Origin of the sequence: Stenotrophomonas sp. FR012, assembly GCF_047520565.2 — a bacterium.
In the GTDB taxonomy this organism is placed as follows: Bacteria; Pseudomonadota; Gammaproteobacteria; order Xanthomonadales; family Xanthomonadaceae; genus Stenotrophomonas; species Stenotrophomonas sepilia.
Map to the genome: position 1 here is coordinate 1 of NZ_JAXBQL020000008.1, position 19,682 is coordinate 19,682.

The following is a 19,682-nucleotide window of genomic DNA, read 5'->3' on the forward strand; positions in this document are numbered from 1 at the left end:
CTCGCGCCTGCCGCAGTGGATGAAGCTGGCCCGCAACCGGGCGCTGCTGCAGCGTGCGGTGGAGCGGTTGCAGCGTCGCTTGCTGCAACGGTAGTGCCGGCCGCTGGCCGGCACCCCCCCGCAAACCGGAGGCGGCACCACGCCGCCCCCGGTGCCCGGCCTCAGTACGCGATCCAGGCATCACGCCAGGCAAAGCCGGTGCCCGGGCGATAGGCATCGGCGTTGATGTTGCACCACGCACCTTCCGGGAACGGACGGCAGGCGTACAGCTTGCCGTCGGTGCCCTTCACCACGGTCTCGCCAGGCTTGTAGCTGCCGAGGCCGGCCGGATACACGAAGTCGAAATCGCCACCCGGCGGATCGACCGGATCAACCGGGCCCGGAATCTGGGTTTCCAGTTCAAAGCGGTTGCCTGGCTTCAGGTAGACGCGGTTCTCGGTGGCGGACGCCACCGGCGTGATCACGCCGTTCTTCATCACGCCGACGCGGGCGTGCTGGGCACTGCCGTTGACCTTGCGGGCCAGCGCCATCGGCCACTGTGCCGGAGCGGTCTGGCCAGCAGCCAGGGTGATTTCCGGGCGCTCCAGATCGTTGCCGTTGGCATTGAACACGCGCAGGGTCAGCGTGGTGCCTGCCTCCAGCGCACCGCGGGCGGTGACCGGGCCGGCATCCTGCCACTGCGGCGGCGGAATCACGCCATTGCCGCCTTCGAATCGCACGTCCATGCAGGTGTAGAACGCTTCACCCGAATCCGAACGCTGCCAGGTGTTGTAGATGATGTGCTGGCCACTGCGCTTGGGCAGCGGGCAATCCAGCTTGTAGGTCTTGCCATCCACCGGCACGTTGCCCAGGGTGCAGAACTCCTGCAGGTCGGCCCAGCGCAGCGGGCTGCCCGGCTGCCAGCCCTCACGGGTGACATAGAACTTCCACTCGCGGGTGGCATGCGGGGCCGGGGCATAGAATTCGAAGGTGTAGCGGCCACGCGCGTCGGCGCGGATCGGCGTGGTCGGCCAGTCCGTGCGGTTCAGGTCGAGCCCGCGGTACTTGGGAATGCTGGCACTGCACAGCTCGCCGTCGCGCACCAGTTCACGATGGTTGCCATTGGCATTGCCGTGCGCAATCGCGCTCCAGTCGTAGAACGGCTGCGCGCCGCCAATGGCCTTGGCGGCGGCGCAGGCCGGGTTGGTCGGGTTTTCCGGATTGCCCTCGTGGCACTGCTTCACGCGGCTGAGCGGCTTGGTCATGGTGCCGTGGGCGAAGGCGCTGCCAGACAGGGCGAGGCCGGCAACGACGGACAGTGCGAGGACTGCCCGGTGGGACAGGTGCATGCAGAGACTCCTTTGCGAGGTGTGGGAAACCTCATGGAGTCTTCACATGCAGACGCGCCGTCAACATCGGACAAGTTTGAATTTGATGGCTGTCGTGCCTGATCTGCAGCGCCCTGCTCAAAACACTGCGGCCCAGGCAGAAGGCGGCGCGATGCGCACCGCCTTCTACAACGGGTCAGTAGGGCACCCAAGCATCGCGCCATGCACTGCCCACACCGGGGCGATATGCCTCGGCATTGACGTTGCACCACGCCCCTTCCGGGAACGGGCGGCAGGCGTACAGCTTGCCGTCGGGGCCCTTTACCACGGTCTGGCCCGGGACGTAACTGCCAATGCCTGCGGGGTACACGTGGTCGAAATCACCGCCCGGCGACGGCGTGCCCGCGTCGGGCACCCGGGTGTCGAGCTGGAAGCGGTTGCCGTCCTTCAGGTACACACGGTTGTCGGTGGCCGAGGCCGCCGGTGTGATCACGCCGTTGCTGAGCACGCCCACGCGTGCGTGCTGCGCACTGGCATTGACCGTGCGTGCCAGCACCAGCGGCCACTGTGCGGCGGCAGTCTGGCCGCTGGCCAGCGTGGCTTCCACGCGTTCGACATCATTGCCGTTGGCATTGAACACGCGCAGCGCCAACGTGGTGCCGACCGGCAGCTCGCCGCGCGCGGTGACCGGGCCGGCATCCTGCCACTGCGTTGCCGGTGCCGTTACGCCGCCGCCCTGGAAACGCACATCCATGCAGGTATAGAACGCCTCGGTCGAATCCGAGCGCTGCCAAGTGTTGTAGATCACATGCTGGCCGGTGCGCTGCGGCAACGTGCATTGCAGCTTGTAGGTGCCATCGGCCGACAGCGGTGTATTGCCCAGGGTGCAGAACTCCTGCAGGTCGGCCCAGCGCAGCGGGCTGCCCGGCTGCCAGCCTTCGCGGGTGACGAAGAAGCGCCAGTCACGGGTGGCGTGCGGCGCGGTCGCCTTGAACACGAAGGTGAACCTGCCATTGGCATCGGGCTGGATCGGCGTGGTCTGCCAGTCACTGCGGTTCACGTCCAGGCCGCGGAAGGTCGGGTTGTTGCCGCTGCACAGCTTGCCGTCGGGCACCACGGCCTGGTGGTTGCCGTTGGCATTGGCCTGGTTGATGCCGTTCCAGTCGTAGAACGCCTGCGAACCGCCGATGGCCTTGGCGGCGGCACAGGCCGGGTTGGTCGGGTTCTCGGGGTTGCCCTGGAAACAGGCGTAGACGCGGCTGACCGGCGTGGTCATGGTGCCGTGGGCGAACGCGTTGCCGGCCAGGGACAGGCCCGCAGCCACGAACGAGGTAGCCAGCAGCAGCGGTGTGGATCGGAATGACATGGCGCATCCTTGTGGTCGTCGAAAGGGAACGGTGACCGCAGGCGCTGCGCTGCGCAGTGGACTTCCGGCGGCACCACGGCGAGTATCGAGTCGCGATGCAGGCGACGGAACCATCGCAGTGTCGATCCGTGACTGCGCATGTGAAGCCCTTCCCGCAGGCTTCACGCAGGGCTGAACGGATGCGCTGGACGTCACGTGACCGGCGTGGCATCGATCACGTCATGGGGATCACGCTACGCAGTCACGGTACCCACCCGATCTGCCTGGCACGAGAAACAGCCATGCGCCGCGTTGTGCAGCTGGACGAACGCCACCGACGGGTCGGCAAACAGTGCATCCAGGTGGTCGGCCACCTCGGTGCCCGCACAGACCTGGGCACCGCACATCAGCGCGGCGTGGTCATAGGCACGCATCGATATCATCCGGCGCTGCACATACGGGGGCACCTCGCCTGGCGGCAGGACGCAACGGGTCACGCCGCGCTGCACGAAGATCGGGCCGGCGGCGCGATACGGTGAATGCAGCGGCAGGTGGACGTGGGACAGCAGGAGCAGCTCGCTGCCAGGCGCGGGATCGCTCAGGCTGATCCGGCAGGGATGGCCGCCGTTGGCGCCGGCCCAGCGACGCTGGATGCCGAGCGCGGCGAGCGCGCTGTCACTCATCTCGAACAGGTGCAGGAAGGGGCGATGGTCGATGCCACTGAGGTACCACGTGTGCATGAGCGTCTCCTGGGTCTGCGGCGGATTCTGCGCGTGCGCCGGCGGCCGTGCTCGCCGTTTTCAGACCCCGCATCGCCGCCGGGCCGGTGCACTGGCCCACGGGGCGCTGCGGGCCGCCGCCGATGCCGCCCTGTGCCGGCCAAGGCCGAGAGGCGGGACCGCCTGGTCTGCGCGCCGTTGGCTGCGGATTCGTCATTGCCCATCGCCGTCGGCGCGCTGCCCGTGTAAGTTGGGTCACATCTTCCGCGGCAGCCCGTCGTGGTCGACAGGAACGTCCTCCAGGGGAAACGAGCACGATGCAAAGACACCACCTCGCGCTGGCCGGGATGCTGGCCAGCCTGATGCTTGCCGGGTGCAGCCAGCCGCCGCCGGCCGACGCCGGAAGCGCCAGCGATGCACCCAGCCGCCGCTTCGGCACGATCGACTTCCAGCCCTGCACACTGTCCACCGAAGGTGCCAGCGCCAACGTGGAGGCGCAGTGCGCCACCCTGCAGGTGCCGGAGGACCGGGCCCAGCCTGACGGTCGCTGGATCGGCCTGCGTGTCGCCTGGCTGGAATCGGGCAGCAGCGGCGCCAGCCAGCCCGACCCGGTGTTCTTCCTGGCCGGCGGCCCTGGCCAAGCGGCCAGCGAGGTGGCGGTCATCGTCGATACTGCACTGCGCCAGGTGCGCAAGCAGCGCGACGTGTTCCTGATCGACCAGCGCGGCACCGGCGGCTCCAACCCGCTCAGCTGCCTGGGCGCGGACGGCAAGCCGCTGCAGGTGGACGAGGATGCCGCGCCTTCCGAGGCATCGCTGCGCGATTACGCCCAGCGCTGCGCCGCATCGCTGCAGGGGCGTGCCGATGCGCGCTTCTACACCACCACCGAGGCGATCGCCGATCTGGATGCGGTGCGTGCGGCGCTCGGTGTGGACCAGCTCAACCTGGTTGGCGGCTCCTACGGTACCCGCGTGGCCCAGCGCTATGCCGGGGCCTATCGGCAGCACACCCGCAGCATCGTCATCGATGGCGTGGTACCGAACGAGCTGGTGGTCGGTGGCGACTTCGCGACCACCTTCGAGGATGCGATCGCCCTGCAGTCGGCGCAGTGCCGCAAGGATGCTGCGTGCAGCAAGCGTTTCCCGACCGATACCCGCGCGCAGCTGCGCAGCGTGGTCGACACCCTGCGCCGTGCACCGGTCTCGGTCGAGTATCGCGACCCGGGTACCAACGCACCCCGGCAGGATGTCCTGACCCCGGACAGCGTGGTCGGCCTTGCCTTCGCCTTCTCCTACGTGCCGCAGTATTCCTCGCTGCTGCCACTGGTGCTGGATGAAGCCGCACACGGGCGCTATGCCCCGTTGGCATCGCTGGCGCGCGGCGCGAACCGCAGCATGGATTTCCAGATCAACCGCGGCATGCAGTGGTCGGTGATCTGCAGCGAGGATGCGCCGCGCTACCACGCGCCGGCCGAGGATCCCGAGCGGCTGTTCGGCAACGAAGTGGCCAGTGCGTTCTTCGCGGCCTGCCCGGTGTGGCCGCACCGTCCGGCGCCGGCAACCGATGCCGTGCCGCTGCGCAGCGACGTGCCGGCACTGCTGCTGTCTGGTGAGCTGGACCCGGTGACGCCGCCGCGTTACGCCGCACAGGTGCTCAAGGGCCTGCCCAACGGCCGTGCGCTGGTCGCCCGTGGCCAGGGCCATGGCACGTTGACCGCCGGCTGCATGCCGCGGCTGCTCGGCCAGTTCATCGACAAGACCGATGCCAAGGCGCTGGATGCCGGCTGCCTGGATACGCTGAGCTACGTGCCGGCGTTCACCTCGTTCAACGGATGGGAACCATGATCGTCGCCGACAACCTGCACAAGGCCTTCGATACCCGCACGGGCCGCATCCAGGCGGTCGCCAACGTCGGCTTCCGCGCCGGGGATGGGCAGATCACCGGCCTGCTCGGCCCCAATGGTGCCGGCAAGACCACCACCATGCGCATGCTGTACACACTGATGACGCCCGACCAGGGCAGCATCACTGTCGACGGCATCGATGCGGCGCGCAATCCGGTGGAGGTACGTCGCCACCTCGGCGTGCTGCCCGATGCGCGTGGCGTCTACAAGCGCCTGACCGCGCGCGAGAACATCGCCTACTTCGGCGAACTGCATGGCCTGTCTGCCGAGCGCATCCGCGAACGCATCGAGGTGCTGTCGCACGCGCTGGACATGGGGGACATCCTCGACCGGCAGACCGATGGTTTCTCGCAGGGCCAGCGCACCAAGACCGCGATTGCCCGCGCGCTGGTGCACGACCCGCGCAACGTCATCCTCGACGAACCGACCAACGGCCTGGATGTGATGACCACGCGCGCGCTGCGCCGCTTCCTGCTGGGCCTGCGCGAAGAGGGGCGCTGCGTGATCCTGTCCAGCCACATCATGCAGGAGGTGGGCGCGTTGTGTGACCACATCGTGATCATCGCCAAGGGCACGGTGATGGCTGCCGGCAGCGCCGACGAGCTGCGTGCGCAGGCCGGCGAAGCCAATCTTGAGGACGCGTTCGTGAAACTGATCGGCAGCGAAGAGGGCCTGCACGCATGAGCATGATGTCGACCCTGATGACGGTGATGCGCAAGGAACTGCGCGACCTGTCGCGTGACCGCCGCACGCTGCTGCTGACCCTGCTGTTCGGGCCGCTGCTGTACCCGGTGCTGCTGCTGGGCATGGGCAAGCTGGCCGAGAGCCGGGTACGCACCCAGATCGAAGAGCCGTTGCAGATCCCGACCATCGGCGCCGGGAACGCGCCGAACCTGGTGCGCTTCCTCGCCGCACAGGGCCTCAATGCCGCACCGGCACCGAAGGACCTGGCCGAGGCCATCCGCACCCAGGACATCGATGTGGCGCTGCGCATCAGCGATGATTTCGGCAAGGACTGGGCCGAGGGCAAGCCGGCGCTGGTGGAGGTGATCAAGGACAGCACGCGGCGCGCGGCTGAAGTACCCAGTGCGCGCCTGGAGGCGGCGCTGGCCACCTACAACGGCCAGGTCGGTGCACTGCGCCTGATGGCGCGCGGCATCGATGCACAGGTGGCCCGCCCGCTGGACGTGGCACGCCAGGACCTGGCCAGTGCCGAGGCCAAGCGCGGCATTATCCTGTCGATGCTGCTGCCGGTACTGCTGACGCTGACCTCGTTCATCGGTGGCGCCTACCTGGTGATGGACGCCACCGCCGGCGAGCGCGAGCGGCAGTCGCTGGAGCCGCTGCTGGCCACGCCGGGCTCGCGCAGCGCGATCGTCAGCGGCAAGATCGCCGCCGCCTGCGTGGTCGGTTTCGTGTCGCTGCTGCTGACCCTGGTCGCGTTCAAGGTGAGCGCGCAGATCGCACCCGGCAACATTGGCCGCCAGTTCAACATGAACGTCGGCTCGATGCTGCAGATGCTGCTGGTGATGTTGCCGATGCTGCTGATCGGCACCTCGCTGCTGACCTTCCTGTCGGCCGCAGCCAAGAGCATGAAGGAAGCGCAAAGCCACATGACCTGGCTGATGCTGCTGCCGATGCTGCCTGGCTATGCACTGGTAGCCTATCCACTGAAGAGCGAGCTGTGGCAGTACGCCGTGCCGTTCCTGTCGCAGAACCAGATGCTGCTGAAGGTGATCCGCCACGAGATCATCACCCCGGCGGTCTGGGCGATCTACCTCGGTGCCAGCCTCGGCCTCGCCGCCGTGCTGTGGTTCGCCGCCGTGCGCCGCTACCACAACGAGCGCCTGGCGATCTCTGGCTGACCAAAAAGGGGACGGAGGGGATTAAGTCGTTTCTGCCTCTCCCGTCCCCTCCTAGCGCGGACGTCCTCGTCCGCGCATCTCCACCGGGCACCCCAGCGTCTGCTCCACCATCCGCAGGAACGCATCGTTCCCCATCGGGCGTTGTCTGGCGCTGTGGTTGCGGATCGCGGGTACGTCGGCGGACGCATTCACATCGCGCAGGAATTCGGCATACAACGTCGCCCTTCCCAGAGCGGTCGCTGCCAGCGCCTCGAACGCGGGATGTTGCGTCAACATCGGATCATCGCGTCGTTGAAGGTTGCCATGCACGCTGGACCACGGGTGATCTTCAGCACTGACAGCAATTCCTGCACGAACGGGATTGCGTTCGATATAGCGGTATACGCTGAGAAGATACGCATCGCTGTCGATCATTGAGGAATGGAAGCGGCCCTGCCACAGAGGTCCACTGCGCCCGTGCCGCTGGTTGAAGGCCTGTACGTAGTTGTTGCCCTGCATGCGCATTGCACCAGCCAGACCCGGCTGTGTGGAGGGCGTGGCCAACAGGTGAACGTGGTTTCCCATCAGGACATAGGCATGCAGCGCGACGTGGTGCTTGAGGAATGCGCTGTGCAACAGATGCAGGACCAGTTGGCGGTCGATGTCGTCGACGAAGATCGCGCCCTTGTTCACACCGCGCTGGATCACGTGATAGGCCTGGCCTGCCAGCATCAGGCGCGCTTGTCGGGGCATCGGATCTGGAGACTGGACGGGGTTTCAGCCTGTCATTGCGGCCGCGAAGCCGGACATCAGGCAACGCCGCGATGCCGTGTCGGAAGAGTCAAAAGCGACTTAATTCCCTCCGTCCCCTTTTGCGTACTGCGCAGGCGTCACCCCCATCTCGCGCTTGAACACGGTGATGAACGCGCTTGGGGTGTCGTATCCCATCGACAGCGCAACGCTGATCACCGGCTCGCCCGCCAGCAGGCGTGGCAGCGACAGCAGCACGCGCAGGCGCTGCCGCCACTGGCCCAGGGTCATGCCTGTTTCGGCCTGCCAATGGCGGGCGAGGCTGCGGCTGGACAGTCCGCTGGTGGCTGCCCACGCTTCGACGCTGCGAAGGTCGTCCGGCGACCGTGCCAGCGCCGCCGCGATCCGCCGCAACCGTCGATCCTGCGGTTGTGGCAGGGCAAGTGGCAAGGGAGTGCTGGCACGGATCTCGTCGGCGATGACGCCGGCCAAGCGTGCCTGCGCAGCGTCCAGTGCCTGATGCGGCCAGCGCAGTGCCCGCGTCACCGCCGCCTGCAACAGCACATCGGGTTGGAAAATGCGGGGCAGCGGCGGCAGATCCAGGCCGGCATCGGCGCGGACGTACAGGCTCCAGCCATCGAATGCGTCTGCCCCTACCAGGGCGTGGGGCAGCAAGGGCGGTATCCAGGCAACATGCCCCGCCGGCAGCAGCCAGTGCAGGTCGCCGGCCTCGATCCGCAGCAGGCCGTGGTGGGCACCCAGCAACTGGCCGCGCACGTGCTGGTGGCGCGCGGTGCGCCGCCTTCCGGGCACGCGCAGCTGGCCGGCCAGCACGATGGGGCCGTCGTCGGCGTCCGCCAATGCCGGATCAATCAAGCCGGTCGGTGTCTGATCTGCCATATCCATTGGCAGTTATACGGCAGAAGTGCCAATGGCTGGGTGGCACACTGGGCTCCCGATCCCACAGGAGCATCACCCATGCAGCCGCAGGACATCCTTCCCGACCATCAGAACGAGGTGCAGGTGAACGGCCTCACCGTGCGCAAGGGCAGCGTCGGCGCCTTCCTCGCCAGCGTCCGTGACTGGCAGGACTCCGCCGGCGATGACGCCACCCGCGCCACCGCCGAAGCCGACCTGCGTGCGCTGCTGCCGGGCCTGCATGCGCTGGGCCTGTTCCAGGTGCTGGACGCGCGCGATCCGGCACTGCAGCGCCTGATCGACAGCCTCGCCTGAAACGAACACGGCCCGGACATGCCGGGCCGTGTCGTCATTGCGGGTCGGAAACGACTTAATCCCATCCGTCCCCTTTTCGTGGTCAGCTGCCGCCCGGGGCGAACACCAGGGTGCGGCGGGTGGTGACCGGTGCGCTGACCGGCTCGAAGCGCCAACGCTTGACCGCGTTCATGGCCTCGCGATCGAAGACGCGCGATGGCGTTGCGCGCAGCACACGGGCGTTGGTCACCGAACCGTCGGTGCCGACGGTGATTTCCACCAGCACTTCGCCGGAGGTGCCTGCGCGCAGCGCCTCGGACGGATAGCGCGGCGCCGGGGTGCTGACCGGGCGCAGGTTCGGCGCCGCAGCGGCCGCCGGAGCTGCAGCCTGGCGTGCGGCGCTGGCCTGCTGGGCGGCAGCCTGCTGCTGCTTCTGCTCGGCTTCGCGGCGGGCCGCAGCTTGGCGCTCGGCTTCCTGGCGCTCATTGTCGCGGCGGGCGGCGTCCTGCTGGGCAGCGATCTGCTTGGCCGCGTCGGCTTCCCTGGCACGCTGCTCGGCCAGGCGCTGCTGTTCGGTCTGCTGCTTGCTGCGGTCCTCGGCGTCCTTCTTCGCCTTCTCGGCTTCGGCCTCGGTGCGCTTGGCCGCGTTCTGCACGCCCTTGGCCAGGCCGTCCTTCAGGCGTGGCAGGGCCGGCGCGGACGCATCCACCTTCTCGATCAGCGCCACCAGGCGCTGCGCTTCGGTGTAGTCCTCGCGGCCCAGGTGCTGTTCGGCGGCGATCAGGGTGTAGGGCAGCAGGTCGGTCAGCGCGCTCTTCACCGAGGCGTCGTCCGGCGTCTTGTCGCGCAGGGCGAGGTAGTACTCGATGGCGTTGTCGCCAGCCGGCGCGTACATGCGGTTCTCGCGCAGGGCCTGGCTGGCCGACTCACGCAGCTGCTCGGTGCCCATCGACTGCACCTTGGCGGCGACCACCGGTGCGGCCGGTGCAGCGGCGGTGGGTGCGGCGGCCGGGGCCGGTGCGGCGGTTTCCTCCTTGCCCGAGCAGGCAGCCAGTGCCAGTGCCAGGGCAACCGGCAGCCACCGGCGCGCGGCGGTGATCGTTGAGACGTGCGACATCCTGCTCCCCTCTAGAAGACGACGTGACGTAAATCATTGATATGCATGGCCGGGACCTGCGGTCCGGGCGCGGCAGGGTGACGTTTCCCGACGCCACCGCCGGCAACGGCGAGGGTGCAATCTAGCATCCCGGCCGCCGCCGCGTACAAGAGCAGTGGCCGGGATGGGCAACGGCGGCCGTGCCGTTGCCGGCGCCGACCTCAGTGGTCGTGCGCCTTGTCGTGCGACTTGCTGTGGCCGTTGGACATCAGCTTGTCGGTCCAGGCGATGCCGATCGCCGACAGGATGAACACGCAGTGGATGATGGTCTGCCACAGCACGCCTTCCTGAGTCAGCATCGAGCAGCGGGCGACACCGATGTTGGCGGCGGCCACGCTCATCTGCTCCGGCGTGCACAGCGGGATGCCATTCAGTGCGCCACTGGCGATGAAGGTCTTCAGCAGGTGGATCGAGGAGATGCCGATGATCGCCATCGCCAGCTTCACCTTCAGCACGCTGGCATTGACGTGGCTCAGCCATTCCGGCTGGTCCGGGTGGCCTTCCAGGCGCAGGCGCGAGACGAAGGTCTCATAGCCGCCGACGATCACCATCACCAGCAGGTTGGAGATCATCACCACGTCGATCAGGCCCAGCACGATCAGCATGATCTGCTGCTCGCCCATCGACACCGAATGCGAGATCAGGTGCCACAGTTCCTTGCCGAACAGGAACACGTAGACGCACTGCGCCACGATCAGGCCCAGGTACAGCGGCAGCTGCAGCCAGCGCGAGGCGAAGATCAGCGTGGACAACGGAGAGAGCGGCGGGCGGTTTGCACTCATGCGGGGGATGCTGCGTTTCGGGGGAGAGGCGAGGTTACCGGCCCGCCATGACGGTGCCAACCCAACTCACGCACTAGACTTCAGGTTCCTTTCCGCACCCCGAGCCGACGCCATGATCGACCTGTATTACTGGCCCACCCCGAACGGCCATAAAGTGACCCTGCTGCTGGAGGAAGCCGGCCTGGAGTACCGCATCCACCCGGTCAACATCGGCTCGGGTGACCAGTTCAAGCCAGAGTTCCTGGCCATTTCGCCCAACAACAAGATGCCGGCCATCGTCGACCACGCCCCGGTCGATGGCGGCGCCCCGCAGAGCGTGTTCGAGTCCGGCGCGATCCTGCTGTACCTGGCCGAGAAGACCGGCCGCTTCCTGCCCAGCGACCCGCGCGGCCGCATCACCACCCTGGAGTGGCTGTTCTGGCAGATGGCGGGCCTGGGTCCGATGAGTGGCCAGATGGGGCATTTCAATGTGTATGCCCCGGAAAAGATCCCGTATGCGATCGAGCGCTATGACAACGAGGTGCGCCGCCTGCACGGGGTGATGGACAAGCGCCTGGCCCAGCACGCCTTCCTGGCCGGCGACGCGTACACCATCGCCGACATGGCCAGCTACCCGTGGATCGGCGCCTACGACAAGCTGCCGGTGGACTTCGCCGCGTTCCCGAACCTCAAGCGCTGGCACGAGACCATCGCCGCGCGCCCGGCCACCCAGCGCGCCTATGCGCTGCGCCAGCAGGTGAACCCGAACGCCGGCAAGCCGCTCAGCGACGAAGAGCGCAAGCATCTGTTCGGCCAGCGCTGACCCCGGCATCTGAAGGTGGGTGCCGACCGTTGGTCGGCACTCGTCCGCACTGCTTATGGGCAGAAGGTCATGCTGCCTTCCCGCACGGGCTTGGTTAGGATGGGGGCACGACCGTCCCGCGCCCCGCGTGGAGGCGGACCTGCCGTTTGCCGGGATCCTTCATGCGCCACCTGTTCGCTTCGCTTGCCCTCATGCTCGCCACCAGTACCGCCGCCCACGCCGAAAAGCTGACCCTGGAAGCCATCACCGGCCCCCTGCCGTTGTCCGGCCCGACCCTGATGAAGCCCAAGGTGGCGCCGGACGGTTCGCAGGTCAGCTTCCTGCGCGGCAAGGACAGCGACCGCAACCAGCTGGACCTGTGGACCTACGACATCGGCAGCGGCCAGACCCGCCTGCTGGTTGATTCCAAGGTCGTGCTGCCCGGCACCGAGACCCTCAGCGATGAGGAAAAGGCCCGACGCGAGCGCCAGCGCATCGCCGCGATGACCGGCATCGTCGATTACCAGTGGTCGCCGGACGCGCAGCGCCTGCTGTTCCCGTTGGGCGGCGAACTCTACCTGTACGACCTCAAGCAGCATGGCCAGGCGGCCGTGCGCCAGCTGACCCACGGTGAAGGCTTCGCCACCGACGCCAAGCTGTCGCCCCAGGGCGGCTTCGTCAGCTTCATCCGCGGCCGCAACCTGTGGGTGATCGACCTGGCCAGTGGCAAGCAGCTGCAGCTGACCCGCGACGGCAGCACCACCATCGGCAACGGCGTGGCCGAGTTCGTCGCCGATGAGGAAATGGATCGCCACACCGGTTACTGGTGGGCGCCGGATGATTCGGCCATCGCCTTCGCCCGCATCGACGAGGCGCCGGTGCCGGTGCAGAAGCGCTACGAGGTCTATGCCGACCGCACCGACGTGATCGAACAGCGTTACCCGGCCGCCGGCGACGCCAACGTGCGCGTGCAGCTGGGCGTGATCGCACCGGCCGCCGATGCGCAGCCGCGCTGGATCGACCTGGGCAAGGAACAGGACATCTACCTGGCCCGCGTCGATTGGCGCGATGCGCAGCACCTGAGTTTCCAGCGCCAGTCGCGTGACCAGAAGCAGCTGGACCTGGTCGAAGTGGCGCTCGACTCCAACCGCCAGCGCGTGCTCGCCCACGAGACCAGCCCGACCTGGGTGCCGCTGCACAACAGCCTGCGCTTCCTTGAAGATGGCAGCGTGCTGTGGTCGTCCGAGCGCACCGGCTTCCAGCACCTGTACCGCATCGATGACAAGGGCAAGGCCACTGCGCTGACCCATGGCAACTGGCCGGTGGACGAACTGCTGGCGGTCGATGAGAAGGCCGGCAAGGCCTACTTCCGTGCTGGCATCGAGACCTCGCGCGAAAGCCAGATCTATGCGGTGTCGCTGCAGGGCGGTGAGCCGCAGCGCCTGTCGAAGGCGCCGGGCATGCACAGCGCCAGCTTCGCCCGCAATGCCAGCGTCTACGTGGACAGCTGGTCCAACAGCACCACGCCGCCGCAGATCGAACTGTTCCGCGCCAACGGCGAGAAGATCGCCACGCTGGTCGAGAACGACCTGACCGATCCCAAGCACCCGTATGCGCGCTACCGCGATGCGCAGCGCCCGGTCGAGTTCGGCACGTTGATGGCTGCCGACGGCAAGACCCCGTTGAACTACAGCCTGATCAAGCCGGCCGGCTTCGATCCGTCCAAGCGCTACCCGGTGGCGGTGTACGTCTACGGCGGCCCGGCCAGCCAGACCGTCACCGACAGCTGGCCCGGCCGCGGCGACCATCTGTTCAACCAGTACCTGGCCCAACAGGGCTACGTGGTGTTCTCGCTGGACAACCGCGGTACTCCGCGCCGTGGCCGCGACTTCGGTGGTGCGCTGTACGGGAAGCAGGGCACGGTGGAAGTGACCGACCAGCTGCGCGGCGTGGCCTGGCTGAAGCAGCAGCCGTGGGCGGACCCGGCGCGCATCGGCGTGCAGGGCTGGTCCAACGGCGGTTACATGACTCTGATGCTGCTGGCCAAGGCATCGAACCAGTACGCCTGTGGCGTGGCCGGCGCACCGGTCACCGATTGGGGCCTGTATGACAGCCACTACACCGAACGCTACATGGACCTGCCGGCGCGCAACGAAGCGGGGTACCGCGAAGCGCGCGTGCTGACCCATATCGAAGGCCTGCGTTCGCCGTTGCTGCTGATCCACGGCATGGCCGATGACAACGTGCTGTTCACCAACTCGACCAGCCTGATGAGCGCGCTGCAGAAGCGCGGCCAGCCGTTCGAGCTGATGACCTATCCGGGTGCCAAGCATGGCCTGTCCGGCGCCGATGCCCTGCATCGCTACCGTGTGGCCGAAGCCTTCCTGGGACGCTGCCTGAAGCCCTGATGCACAAACGGGAAGGAGCCCGCCGATGACACTGCCGCCGCCGATTCCCACCCATGGCCCGAAGCCTGCCGGCTGGTGGTCCCGTCACTGGCGCTGGGCGATGCCGCTGGCCGTGCTGCTGGTGTTGGCCGGTGCCGGTGGCGTGGTGGCCTGGAGCGTGCTGCGCTGGAGCGAGGCCGCACGCGAGAGCCCGCCGATGCGCGAGGCGATGCGCCGCGCTGGATGCAGCATCGAACTGGTGGAAGCCTTCGGCGAGCCGCTGCGTGCCGAGTCGATGCCGCTGGGCAGCATGCAGACCGCGATCAACGGCCAGCGCGACGTCGGCCTGACCGTGGCCCTGGAAGGCCCGCGCGCGCACGGCCGGCTGTTCGTGAAGGGCACCCGCAGCGACGACGTCTGGGACTATCCGGTGATGTATGTGCTGGGCGAGAACAAGCAGACGTTCGACCTGACCGCGCTGGATGATGACGAGGCCGCGCAGGAATGCGAGCTGCAGGCCTGCCGCGAACGCGGCGAATGCCCGCTGGCCGGGGCGTTGTGACCTCCGGCCGATTGTCGCCACAGCGCTGAGCGCGTAGGGTGCGGGCAACCCTGTCCTGGAGTGCACCATGAAGCCGATCGCGTTGGCCGTTGCCCTGGCCCTGACTGCCGCCCCGCTGATGTCCGCACCGCCGGCGCTGGCGGCACCCGCCGCCAAGGCCGCTACTCCGGCCAGCCCGGCCTGGGTGGCCCGCAGCAACGCACTGGCGCAGATCCTGCTTGATGCGCAGGGCCCGTTCCAGCCGGAAGAAACCGGCTTCTTCGGCGTGCCCGGCTATGACGACAAGGTGGCCGACCTCGGTGCGGACAATGGCAAGCGCTACCGCGCCGCGATGGCCAAGGCCCGCGATGAACTGAAAGCCAAGCTGGCCACCGAGCAGGATCCCAACGTCCGCCAGGACCTGGAGATCATGATCCACGCCGCCAACCAGAACATCGAAGGCAGCGAGCTCAACGAGAAGTACCTGCTGCCATGGAGTGACGCGCCGCAGACCATCTTCAGCGGCCTCAACCTGCTGCTGTCCGACCAGGTGCCGGCCGAGCGCCGGGCCAAGGCGATCGACCGCCTCAAGGCCTACGCCGGGCTGCAGCCGGGTGGCACCGCGTTTACCACGCTGGCCCGCCAGCGTTACGAAGAGCGCTTGAAGGACGGCAGCCTGCTGCAGCCGACGAAGATCGAAGTGCAGCAATCGCTGGACAATGTCGAGACGTACATCACCGGCATCGAGTCGCTGCTGAAGAAGTACCAGATCGCCGGCGCCGATGAGGCGATGAAGGCCCTGGCCGGGCAGATGAAGGACTACGCCGCCTGGACCCGCAAGGACGTGCTGCCGAAGGCACGCACCGACGCGCGCCTGCCGGCGCCGCTGTACGCCTACCAGCTCAAGCAGGTCGGCATCGATATCGACCCGAAGCTGCTGATGCAGCGCGCGCAGCTGGAGTTCATGGAAACCCGCTCGGCGATGCAGCAGCTGGCGCCGCTGGTGGTGAAGGACAAGGGCCTGAAGGTGGCCGACCCGAGCGACCCGGTGGCGGTGATCCGCGCGCTGAAGGCCGACAAGATCGCCGACGACCAGCTGGAAGGCCACTACCGCAAGGTGATCGATGCGATCGATCCGCTGATCCGCGAGCATGCCATCGTCGACGTGCCCAAGCGCGCCATGCAGATGCGCCTGGGTTCGGCCGCCGAGAGCGCGGCCAGCCCGGCCCCGCATTTCCTGCCGGCGCCGCTGGTCAACAACACCGGGCAGCAGGGCACCTTCGTGCTGCCGCTGGGCAACCCGGCGGCGGGCCCGGGCGCACAATACGACGATTTCAACTTCGGTGCGGCGGCGTGGACGCTGAGCGCGCATGAAGGCCGCCCCGGCCACGAGCTGCAGTTCACCGCGATGGTCGAGCGTGGTGTCTCGCTGGCGCGCACCATGTTCGCGTTCAATTCGGTGAACGTTGAAGGCTGGGCGCTGTATGCCGAGGCCGAGATGGTGCCGTACGAGCCGCTGGACGGGCAGATGATCGCCCTGCAGTTCCGCCTGCTGCGGGCCGCACGCGCAATGCTTGACCCGATGCTCAATCTCGGCCTGACCGACCGCGCCAACGGCGAACGTGTGCTGATGGAGCAGGTCGGCCTGTCCAAGGCGATGGCCACCCAGGAACTGGACCGTTACATGGTGCGCATGCCGGGCCAGGCGGGCAGCTACTTCTATGGCTACACCCGCATCCTCGAACTGCGCATGCAGACCGAGCTGGCACTGGGCGCGAAGTTCGACCGCCTGGCGTTCAACAACTTCCTGCTCGACCAGGGCCTGCTGCCGCCGGACCAGCTGGCCGACGCGGTGAACAAAGTGTTCGTGCCGAAGTACAAGTGATGCCCGCGCCGGGGTCGGATCCCTTTCCGCAGGAAAGGGCTCTGACCCCGTGCGTCAATGTCCATCCACGCATGGCGTGGATCTACTGCGTCACCGCTGCGGTTGCGGCGTGATCACCTGGGTCGGCAACCGTGCCGGCGGTTCCGGATTGGGTACCCAGATCGCCACGCCGGCGGCGCGCTTCTGCGTGGTCGGAATACCGATGCCGACGCCACCCCCCACATGCGAGCCGAAGGTGCCGGCGCCCACCGACATGCCCACCGGTGAGCCGCTGCTGCCCACGCCCATCAGCACCACGCCATTGGCGCCCAGTGACGCCGCTTCACGCTTCAGGCGTGCCACCGCGGCATCGGTCTGGCCCTGCGTGCCGAAGCCCACGGCAGATGCCGATTCCAGCTGCGCGATTTCCTGCGAGCCGGCCGGTGGCGTGGAATAGATCTGCACCAGTGCCGGATCGATCGGCGCGCGGGCGCGCCCCAGCATGACCTTGGAGGTGCTGGCACAACCGGCGGCGACCAGCAGGATGGCCGCCAGCGCGGCCCAACGGATGTTCATGGCACGACCCCTGTAGGACTGGTTGCGATCTTCGGTGGGCCACTCTGAATCGGCGCCAACACCCGGGCCCGGGCACCCACGGCAGCACGCTAGCACGCGTCGGGTGACAGCCCCGCCAACGGCAGTAGGCGGCGACCGCGTGAACGACTATGGTGGACAGACAGGAACCAACTGCGGGAGAGCGGAATGGGCGTGATCAGTCTGTTGTGGGGCGTACTGGCGCTGTTGTGGATGATCCTGGCGCTGATTCCGCTGCTTGGCTGGGGCAACTGGTTCCTGATCCCGTTCGCCGCCGTCGGCGCGGTGATCGCCGCGCTGGGCATCCTGTTTACCCACCCGACCAAGCGCGGTCGGGCCTGGGCCGGGCTGGTGCTGAACGGCATCGTGGTGGTGGTCGGCATCCTGCGCCTGGGCCTGGGCGGCGGCGTGATCTGAATCCCGGCACCCGGTGCGACCGGGCGTCGCAGGTACACGGCTGCTGGCCGGGCAGGGGCGTACAATGAGCGGCTGCGCGAGCCCCCCGCGTGCCTGTGATTCCGCGCCTGGCGCGGCTGCCCGATGATCATCCGACCCCGTCCCCACGGCTGGCAACTGCTGTACATCCTGCGCGGCTCGATCGTCAAAGCGATCGCGCCGAAGGTGCTGGCCATCCTGATCCTGTCCATTGCCGTGGCGGCCGTGGTGGAACTGGCCCCGCCGACCGGCATCGAACGCGTGTCGGTCACGCCGTTCACCCTGCTCGGCCTGGTCCTGTCGATCTTCCTCAGCTTCCGCAACAGCGCCTGCTATGACCGCTGGTGGGAAGGCCGCAAGCTGTGGGGCCAGCTGGTCTACGAATCACGTTCGCTGGCCCGCCAGGTGCACCTGCTGCTGGCCGATGACAGCGGCCGCCGCCGCCGCATCGCGTACCTCACCACCGCGTTCGCCCATGCGCTGGCCGCGCGCCTGCGTGGACGCATCGTGGCCCTGGCCGCCTTGCCATGGCTGGACAAGCCGCAACGCGAGCAGCTGGGCCAGCGCGAGAACGTGCCGGATGCATTGCTGTCGATGATCGCTGCCGAGCTGGCCCAGGCGCTGCGCGCCGGCGAGCTCGATCCGATTCTCTACACCCAGCTGGAGGAGCGCCTGCACGCGATGTCGTCGATCCAGGCCGGCTGCGAGCGCATCCTCACCACGCCGCTGCCGTTCGCCTACACCCTGCTGCTGCATCGCTGCGCATGGATGTTCTGCGTGCTGCTGCCGTTCGGCCTGGCCAGTTCGCTGGGCTGGGGCACGCCGGTGCTGTCGGCGGTGCTGGCCTATGCCTTCTTCGGCCTGGACCAGCTGGGCGAAGAAATGGAAGACCCGTTCGGCCTGGAGCCGAACGACCTGCCGCTGGACGCGCTGGTGCGCACGATCGAGATCGACCAGCTCGACGCGCTCGGCGAACGCCCCTTGCCCGAACCCCTGCTGCCGCAGGGTTACCTGTTGCAATAGCCACTCCTCGGAGCCTGCCATGTCCCATCCGCTTTACCGCCCGCGCCGCATGCGCCACGACGAGTTTTCGCGCCGCCTGATGCGCGAGAACACGCTGACCACCGACGACCTGATCTACCCGGTGTTCGTGCACGAACTGGCGGGCCGCACCGCAGTGCCGTCGATGCCGGGCGTGGAGCGGCTGTCGATCGAAGAGCTGCTGAAGGTGGCCGAAGAAGCGCTGGAACTTGGCATTCCGGTGATCGACCTGTTCCCGGTGATCCACCCGTCGCTGAAGTCGCTGGACGCGTCGGCGGCGTGGGCCGAGGACGGCCTGGCGCAGCGTGCGATCCGCGCGCTGAAGTCGCGCTTCCCGGAACTGGGCGTGATGACCGACGTGGCGCTGGACCCGTACACCACCCACGGCCAGGACGGCATCATCGACGACAAGGGCTATGTGCTGAACGACATCACGGTCGAAGCGCTGGTCAAGCAGTCGGTGTCGCACGCCGAGGCCGGTGTGGACATCGTCTCGCCGTCGGACATGATGGACGGCCGCATCGGCGCGATCCGCCGTGCGCTGGATGCCGACAACCACATCAACGTGCGCATCATGGCCTACTCGGCCAAGTACGCCTCGGCGTTCTACGGCCCGTTCCGTGATGCGGTGGGCAGCGCGGCCAGCCTCGGCAAGGCCGACAAGAAGACCTACCAGATGGACCCGGCCAACGGCGACGAGGCCCTGCGCGAGATCGCGCTGGACCTGGAAGAGGGCGCCGACATGGTGATGGTCAAGCCGGGCATGCCGTACCTGGACCTGGTGCGCCGGGTGAAGGAGACGTTCGGCGTGCCGACCTTCGCCTACCAGGTCAGTGGCGAGTACGCGATGATGAAGGCCGCCTTCGCCAACGGCTGGCTGGACGAGCGCGCCTGCGTGCTGGAGTCGCTGCTGGGCTTCAAGCGGGCCGGTGCCGATGGCGTGCTGACCTATTTCGCGCCGCAGGTGGCGCGATGGCTGCGCGAGCGCTGACAATAGCGCCACGATAGACGGAGGACTGCG

The 19,682-nt window shown here is 67.7% G+C and carries 19 protein-coding genes; 11 read left to right on the forward strand and 8 right to left on the reverse strand.

Annotated elements, in window-relative coordinates:
- Nucleotides 1-161: 161 nt before the first annotated feature.
- The 3 genes from ACM0O9_RS13920 to ACM0O9_RS13930 all read right to left on the reverse strand — a co-directional run bounded on the left by ACM0O9_RS13920 (nt 162) and on the right by ACM0O9_RS13930 (nt 3,392).
- A complete protein-coding gene (locus tag ACM0O9_RS13920) occupies nt 162-1,328 on the reverse strand; it encodes a lytic polysaccharide monooxygenase (protein WP_065177863.1) in 1,167 nt (388 codons plus the stop codon).
- A gap of 175 nt (nt 1,329-1,503) precedes the next feature.
- A complete protein-coding gene (locus ACM0O9_RS13925; protein ID WP_235648987.1) occupies nt 1,504-2,673 on the reverse strand; it encodes a lytic polysaccharide monooxygenase in 1,170 nt (389 codons plus the stop codon).
- A 233-nt stretch (nt 2,674-2,906) separates the two neighbouring features.
- Complete coding sequence (locus ACM0O9_RS13930; protein ID WP_414603646.1) at nt 2,907-3,392, reverse strand: DUF1203 domain-containing protein; 486 nt, start codon at nt 3,390-3,392, stop codon at nt 2,907-2,909.
- Between the two features lie 296 nt (nt 3,393-3,688).
- Between ACM0O9_RS13930 and ACM0O9_RS13935 the strand changes: the two genes are divergently transcribed.
- The 3 genes from ACM0O9_RS13935 to ACM0O9_RS13945 are packed head-to-tail and all read left to right on the forward strand — an operon-like array spanning nt 3,689 to nt 7,139.
- Nucleotides 3,689-5,215: an alpha/beta hydrolase gene (locus ACM0O9_RS13935; protein WP_164229314.1), complete on the forward strand. Its 1,527-nt coding sequence runs from the start codon at nt 3,689-3,691 to the stop codon at nt 5,213-5,215.
- A complete protein-coding gene (locus ACM0O9_RS13940; protein WP_053496785.1) occupies nt 5,212-5,958 on the forward strand; it encodes an ABC transporter ATP-binding protein in 747 nt (248 codons plus the stop codon). Before ACM0O9_RS13935 ends, ACM0O9_RS13940 begins: the two co-directional genes overlap by 4 nt.
- Nucleotides 5,955-7,139: an ABC transporter permease gene (locus ACM0O9_RS13945; protein ID WP_414603647.1), complete on the forward strand. Its 1,185-nt coding sequence runs from the start codon at nt 5,955-5,957 to the stop codon at nt 7,137-7,139. The genes ACM0O9_RS13940 and ACM0O9_RS13945 overlap by 4 nt, the downstream gene beginning before the upstream one ends.
- Before the next feature lie 51 nt (nt 7,140-7,190).
- Here the strand turns inward: ACM0O9_RS13945 and ACM0O9_RS13950 are convergent, their stop codons facing one another.
- Both ACM0O9_RS13950 and ACM0O9_RS13955 read right to left on the reverse strand, forming a co-directional pair.
- A complete protein-coding gene (locus ACM0O9_RS13950) occupies nt 7,191-7,871 on the reverse strand; it encodes a transposase (protein ID WP_164229312.1) in 681 nt (226 codons plus the stop codon).
- A 99-nt stretch (nt 7,872-7,970) separates the two neighbouring features.
- Complete coding sequence (locus ACM0O9_RS13955) at nt 7,971-8,768, reverse strand: helix-turn-helix domain-containing protein (RefSeq protein ID WP_065177868.1); 798 nt, start codon at nt 8,766-8,768, stop codon at nt 7,971-7,973.
- 78 nt (nt 8,769-8,846) lie between these two features.
- Between ACM0O9_RS13955 and ACM0O9_RS13960 the strand changes: the two genes are divergently transcribed.
- Complete coding sequence (locus tag ACM0O9_RS13960) at nt 8,847-9,101, forward strand: hypothetical protein (RefSeq protein WP_065177869.1); 255 nt, start codon at nt 8,847-8,849, stop codon at nt 9,099-9,101.
- A gap of 82 nt (nt 9,102-9,183) precedes the next feature.
- Here ACM0O9_RS13960 and ACM0O9_RS13965 read toward each other — a convergent pair whose 3' ends face one another.
- Together ACM0O9_RS13965 and ACM0O9_RS13970 are read right to left on the reverse strand one after the other, a co-directional pair.
- Nucleotides 9,184-10,197 carry an energy transducer TonB gene (locus ACM0O9_RS13965; RefSeq protein WP_065177870.1) on the reverse strand — a complete coding sequence of 338 codons (1,014 nt, stop codon included), beginning with the start codon at nt 10,195-10,197 and terminating at the stop codon, nt 9,184-9,186.
- Between the two features lie 200 nt (nt 10,198-10,397).
- Nucleotides 10,398-11,018, reverse strand: a complete 621-nt coding sequence (locus ACM0O9_RS13970; RefSeq protein WP_065177871.1) for a TIGR00645 family protein — start codon at nt 11,016-11,018, stop codon at nt 10,398-10,400.
- A 112-nt stretch (nt 11,019-11,130) separates the two neighbouring features.
- Between ACM0O9_RS13970 and ACM0O9_RS13975 the strand changes: the two genes are divergently transcribed.
- The 4 genes from ACM0O9_RS13975 (at nt 11,131) to ACM0O9_RS13990 (ending at nt 16,612) form a co-directional block, all read left to right on the forward strand.
- Nucleotides 11,131-11,820: a glutathione binding-like protein gene (locus ACM0O9_RS13975; protein ID WP_053496792.1), complete on the forward strand. Its 690-nt coding sequence runs from the start codon at nt 11,131-11,133 to the stop codon at nt 11,818-11,820.
- Between the two features lie 161 nt (nt 11,821-11,981).
- The gene (locus ACM0O9_RS13980; protein ID WP_235648988.1) at nt 11,982-14,207 is read left to right on the forward strand and encodes a S9 family peptidase; all 2,226 of its coding nucleotides are present in this window, start codon (nt 11,982-11,984) and stop codon (nt 14,205-14,207) included.
- Nucleotides 14,208-14,232: 25 nt separating this feature from the next.
- Nucleotides 14,233-14,748 carry a cytochrome c oxidase assembly factor Coa1 family protein gene (locus ACM0O9_RS13985; RefSeq protein WP_065185883.1) on the forward strand — a complete coding sequence of 172 codons (516 nt, stop codon included), beginning with the start codon at nt 14,233-14,235 and terminating at the stop codon, nt 14,746-14,748.
- Nucleotides 14,749-14,815: 67 nt separating this feature from the next.
- Nucleotides 14,816-16,612, forward strand: a complete 1,797-nt coding sequence (locus ACM0O9_RS13990) for a DUF885 domain-containing protein (protein ID WP_065185882.1) — start codon at nt 14,816-14,818, stop codon at nt 16,610-16,612.
- A gap of 90 nt (nt 16,613-16,702) precedes the next feature.
- Here the strand turns inward: ACM0O9_RS13990 and ACM0O9_RS13995 are convergent, their stop codons facing one another.
- Complete coding sequence (locus tag ACM0O9_RS13995; protein ID WP_235648989.1) at nt 16,703-17,167, reverse strand: hypothetical protein; 465 nt, start codon at nt 17,165-17,167, stop codon at nt 16,703-16,705.
- A gap of 186 nt (nt 17,168-17,353) precedes the next feature.
- Between ACM0O9_RS13995 and ACM0O9_RS14000 the strand changes: the two genes are divergently transcribed.
- The 3 genes from ACM0O9_RS14000 (at nt 17,354) to hemB (ending at nt 19,652) form a co-directional block, all read left to right on the forward strand.
- Nucleotides 17,354-17,602 carry a hypothetical protein gene (locus ACM0O9_RS14000; RefSeq protein WP_005420185.1) on the forward strand — a complete coding sequence of 83 codons (249 nt, stop codon included), beginning with the start codon at nt 17,354-17,356 and terminating at the stop codon, nt 17,600-17,602.
- Nucleotides 17,603-17,725: 123 nt separating this feature from the next.
- The gene (locus ACM0O9_RS14005; RefSeq protein WP_065177874.1) at nt 17,726-18,643 is read left to right on the forward strand and encodes a bestrophin family protein; all 918 of its coding nucleotides are present in this window, start codon (nt 17,726-17,728) and stop codon (nt 18,641-18,643) included.
- A 19-nt stretch (nt 18,644-18,662) separates the two neighbouring features.
- On the forward strand, nt 18,663-19,652 hold the full coding sequence (gene hemB, locus ACM0O9_RS14010) for a porphobilinogen synthase (RefSeq protein WP_414603648.1): 990 nt from the start codon (nt 18,663-18,665) through the stop codon (nt 19,650-19,652).
- Nucleotides 19,653-19,682 lie beyond the last annotated feature (30 nt).

Coding starts and splice junctions, on each gene's coding strand:
- ACM0O9_RS14005 (WP_065177874.1), top strand. CDS start 17,726: ATGATCATCCGACCCCGTCCCCACGGCTGGCAACTGCTGTACATCCTG.
- ACM0O9_RS13975 (WP_053496792.1), top strand. CDS start 11,131: ATGATCGACCTGTATTACTGGCCCACCCCGAACGGCCATAAAGTGACC.
- ACM0O9_RS13955 (WP_065177868.1), bottom strand. CDS start 8,768: ATGGCAGATCAGACACCGACCGGCTTGATTGATCCGGCATTGGCGGAC.
- ACM0O9_RS13995 (WP_235648989.1), bottom strand. CDS start 17,167: ATGAACATCCGTTGGGCCGCGCTGGCGGCCATCCTGCTGGTCGCCGCC.
- ACM0O9_RS13965 (WP_065177870.1), bottom strand. CDS start 10,197: ATGTCGCACGTCTCAACGATCACCGCCGCGCGCCGGTGGCTGCCGGTT.
- ACM0O9_RS13970 (WP_065177871.1), bottom strand. CDS start 11,018: ATGAGTGCAAACCGCCCGCCGCTCTCTCCGTTGTCCACGCTGATCTTC.
- hemB (WP_414603648.1), top strand. CDS start 18,663: ATGTCCCATCCGCTTTACCGCCCGCGCCGCATGCGCCACGACGAGTTT.
- ACM0O9_RS13930 (WP_414603646.1), bottom strand. CDS start 3,392: ATGCACACGTGGTACCTCAGTGGCATCGACCATCGCCCCTTCCTGCAC.
- ACM0O9_RS13990 (WP_065185882.1), top strand. CDS start 14,816: ATGAAGCCGATCGCGTTGGCCGTTGCCCTGGCCCTGACTGCCGCCCCG.
- ACM0O9_RS13945 (WP_414603647.1), top strand. CDS start 5,955: ATGAGCATGATGTCGACCCTGATGACGGTGATGCGCAAGGAACTGCGC.
- ACM0O9_RS13950 (WP_164229312.1), bottom strand. CDS start 7,871: ATGCCCCGACAAGCGCGCCTGATGCTGGCAGGCCAGGCCTATCACGTG.
- ACM0O9_RS14000 (WP_005420185.1), top strand. CDS start 17,354: ATGGGCGTGATCAGTCTGTTGTGGGGCGTACTGGCGCTGTTGTGGATG.
- ACM0O9_RS13935 (WP_164229314.1), top strand. CDS start 3,689: ATGCAAAGACACCACCTCGCGCTGGCCGGGATGCTGGCCAGCCTGATG.
- ACM0O9_RS13920 (WP_065177863.1), bottom strand. CDS start 1,328: ATGCACCTGTCCCACCGGGCAGTCCTCGCACTGTCCGTCGTTGCCGGC.
- ACM0O9_RS13980 (WP_235648988.1), top strand. CDS start 11,982: ATGCGCCACCTGTTCGCTTCGCTTGCCCTCATGCTCGCCACCAGTACC.
- ACM0O9_RS13960 (WP_065177869.1), top strand. CDS start 8,847: ATGCAGCCGCAGGACATCCTTCCCGACCATCAGAACGAGGTGCAGGTG.
- ACM0O9_RS13940 (WP_053496785.1), top strand. CDS start 5,212: ATGATCGTCGCCGACAACCTGCACAAGGCCTTCGATACCCGCACGGGC.
- ACM0O9_RS13925 (WP_235648987.1), bottom strand. CDS start 2,673: ATGTCATTCCGATCCACACCGCTGCTGCTGGCTACCTCGTTCGTGGCT.
- ACM0O9_RS13985 (WP_065185883.1), top strand. CDS start 14,233: ATGACACTGCCGCCGCCGATTCCCACCCATGGCCCGAAGCCTGCCGGC.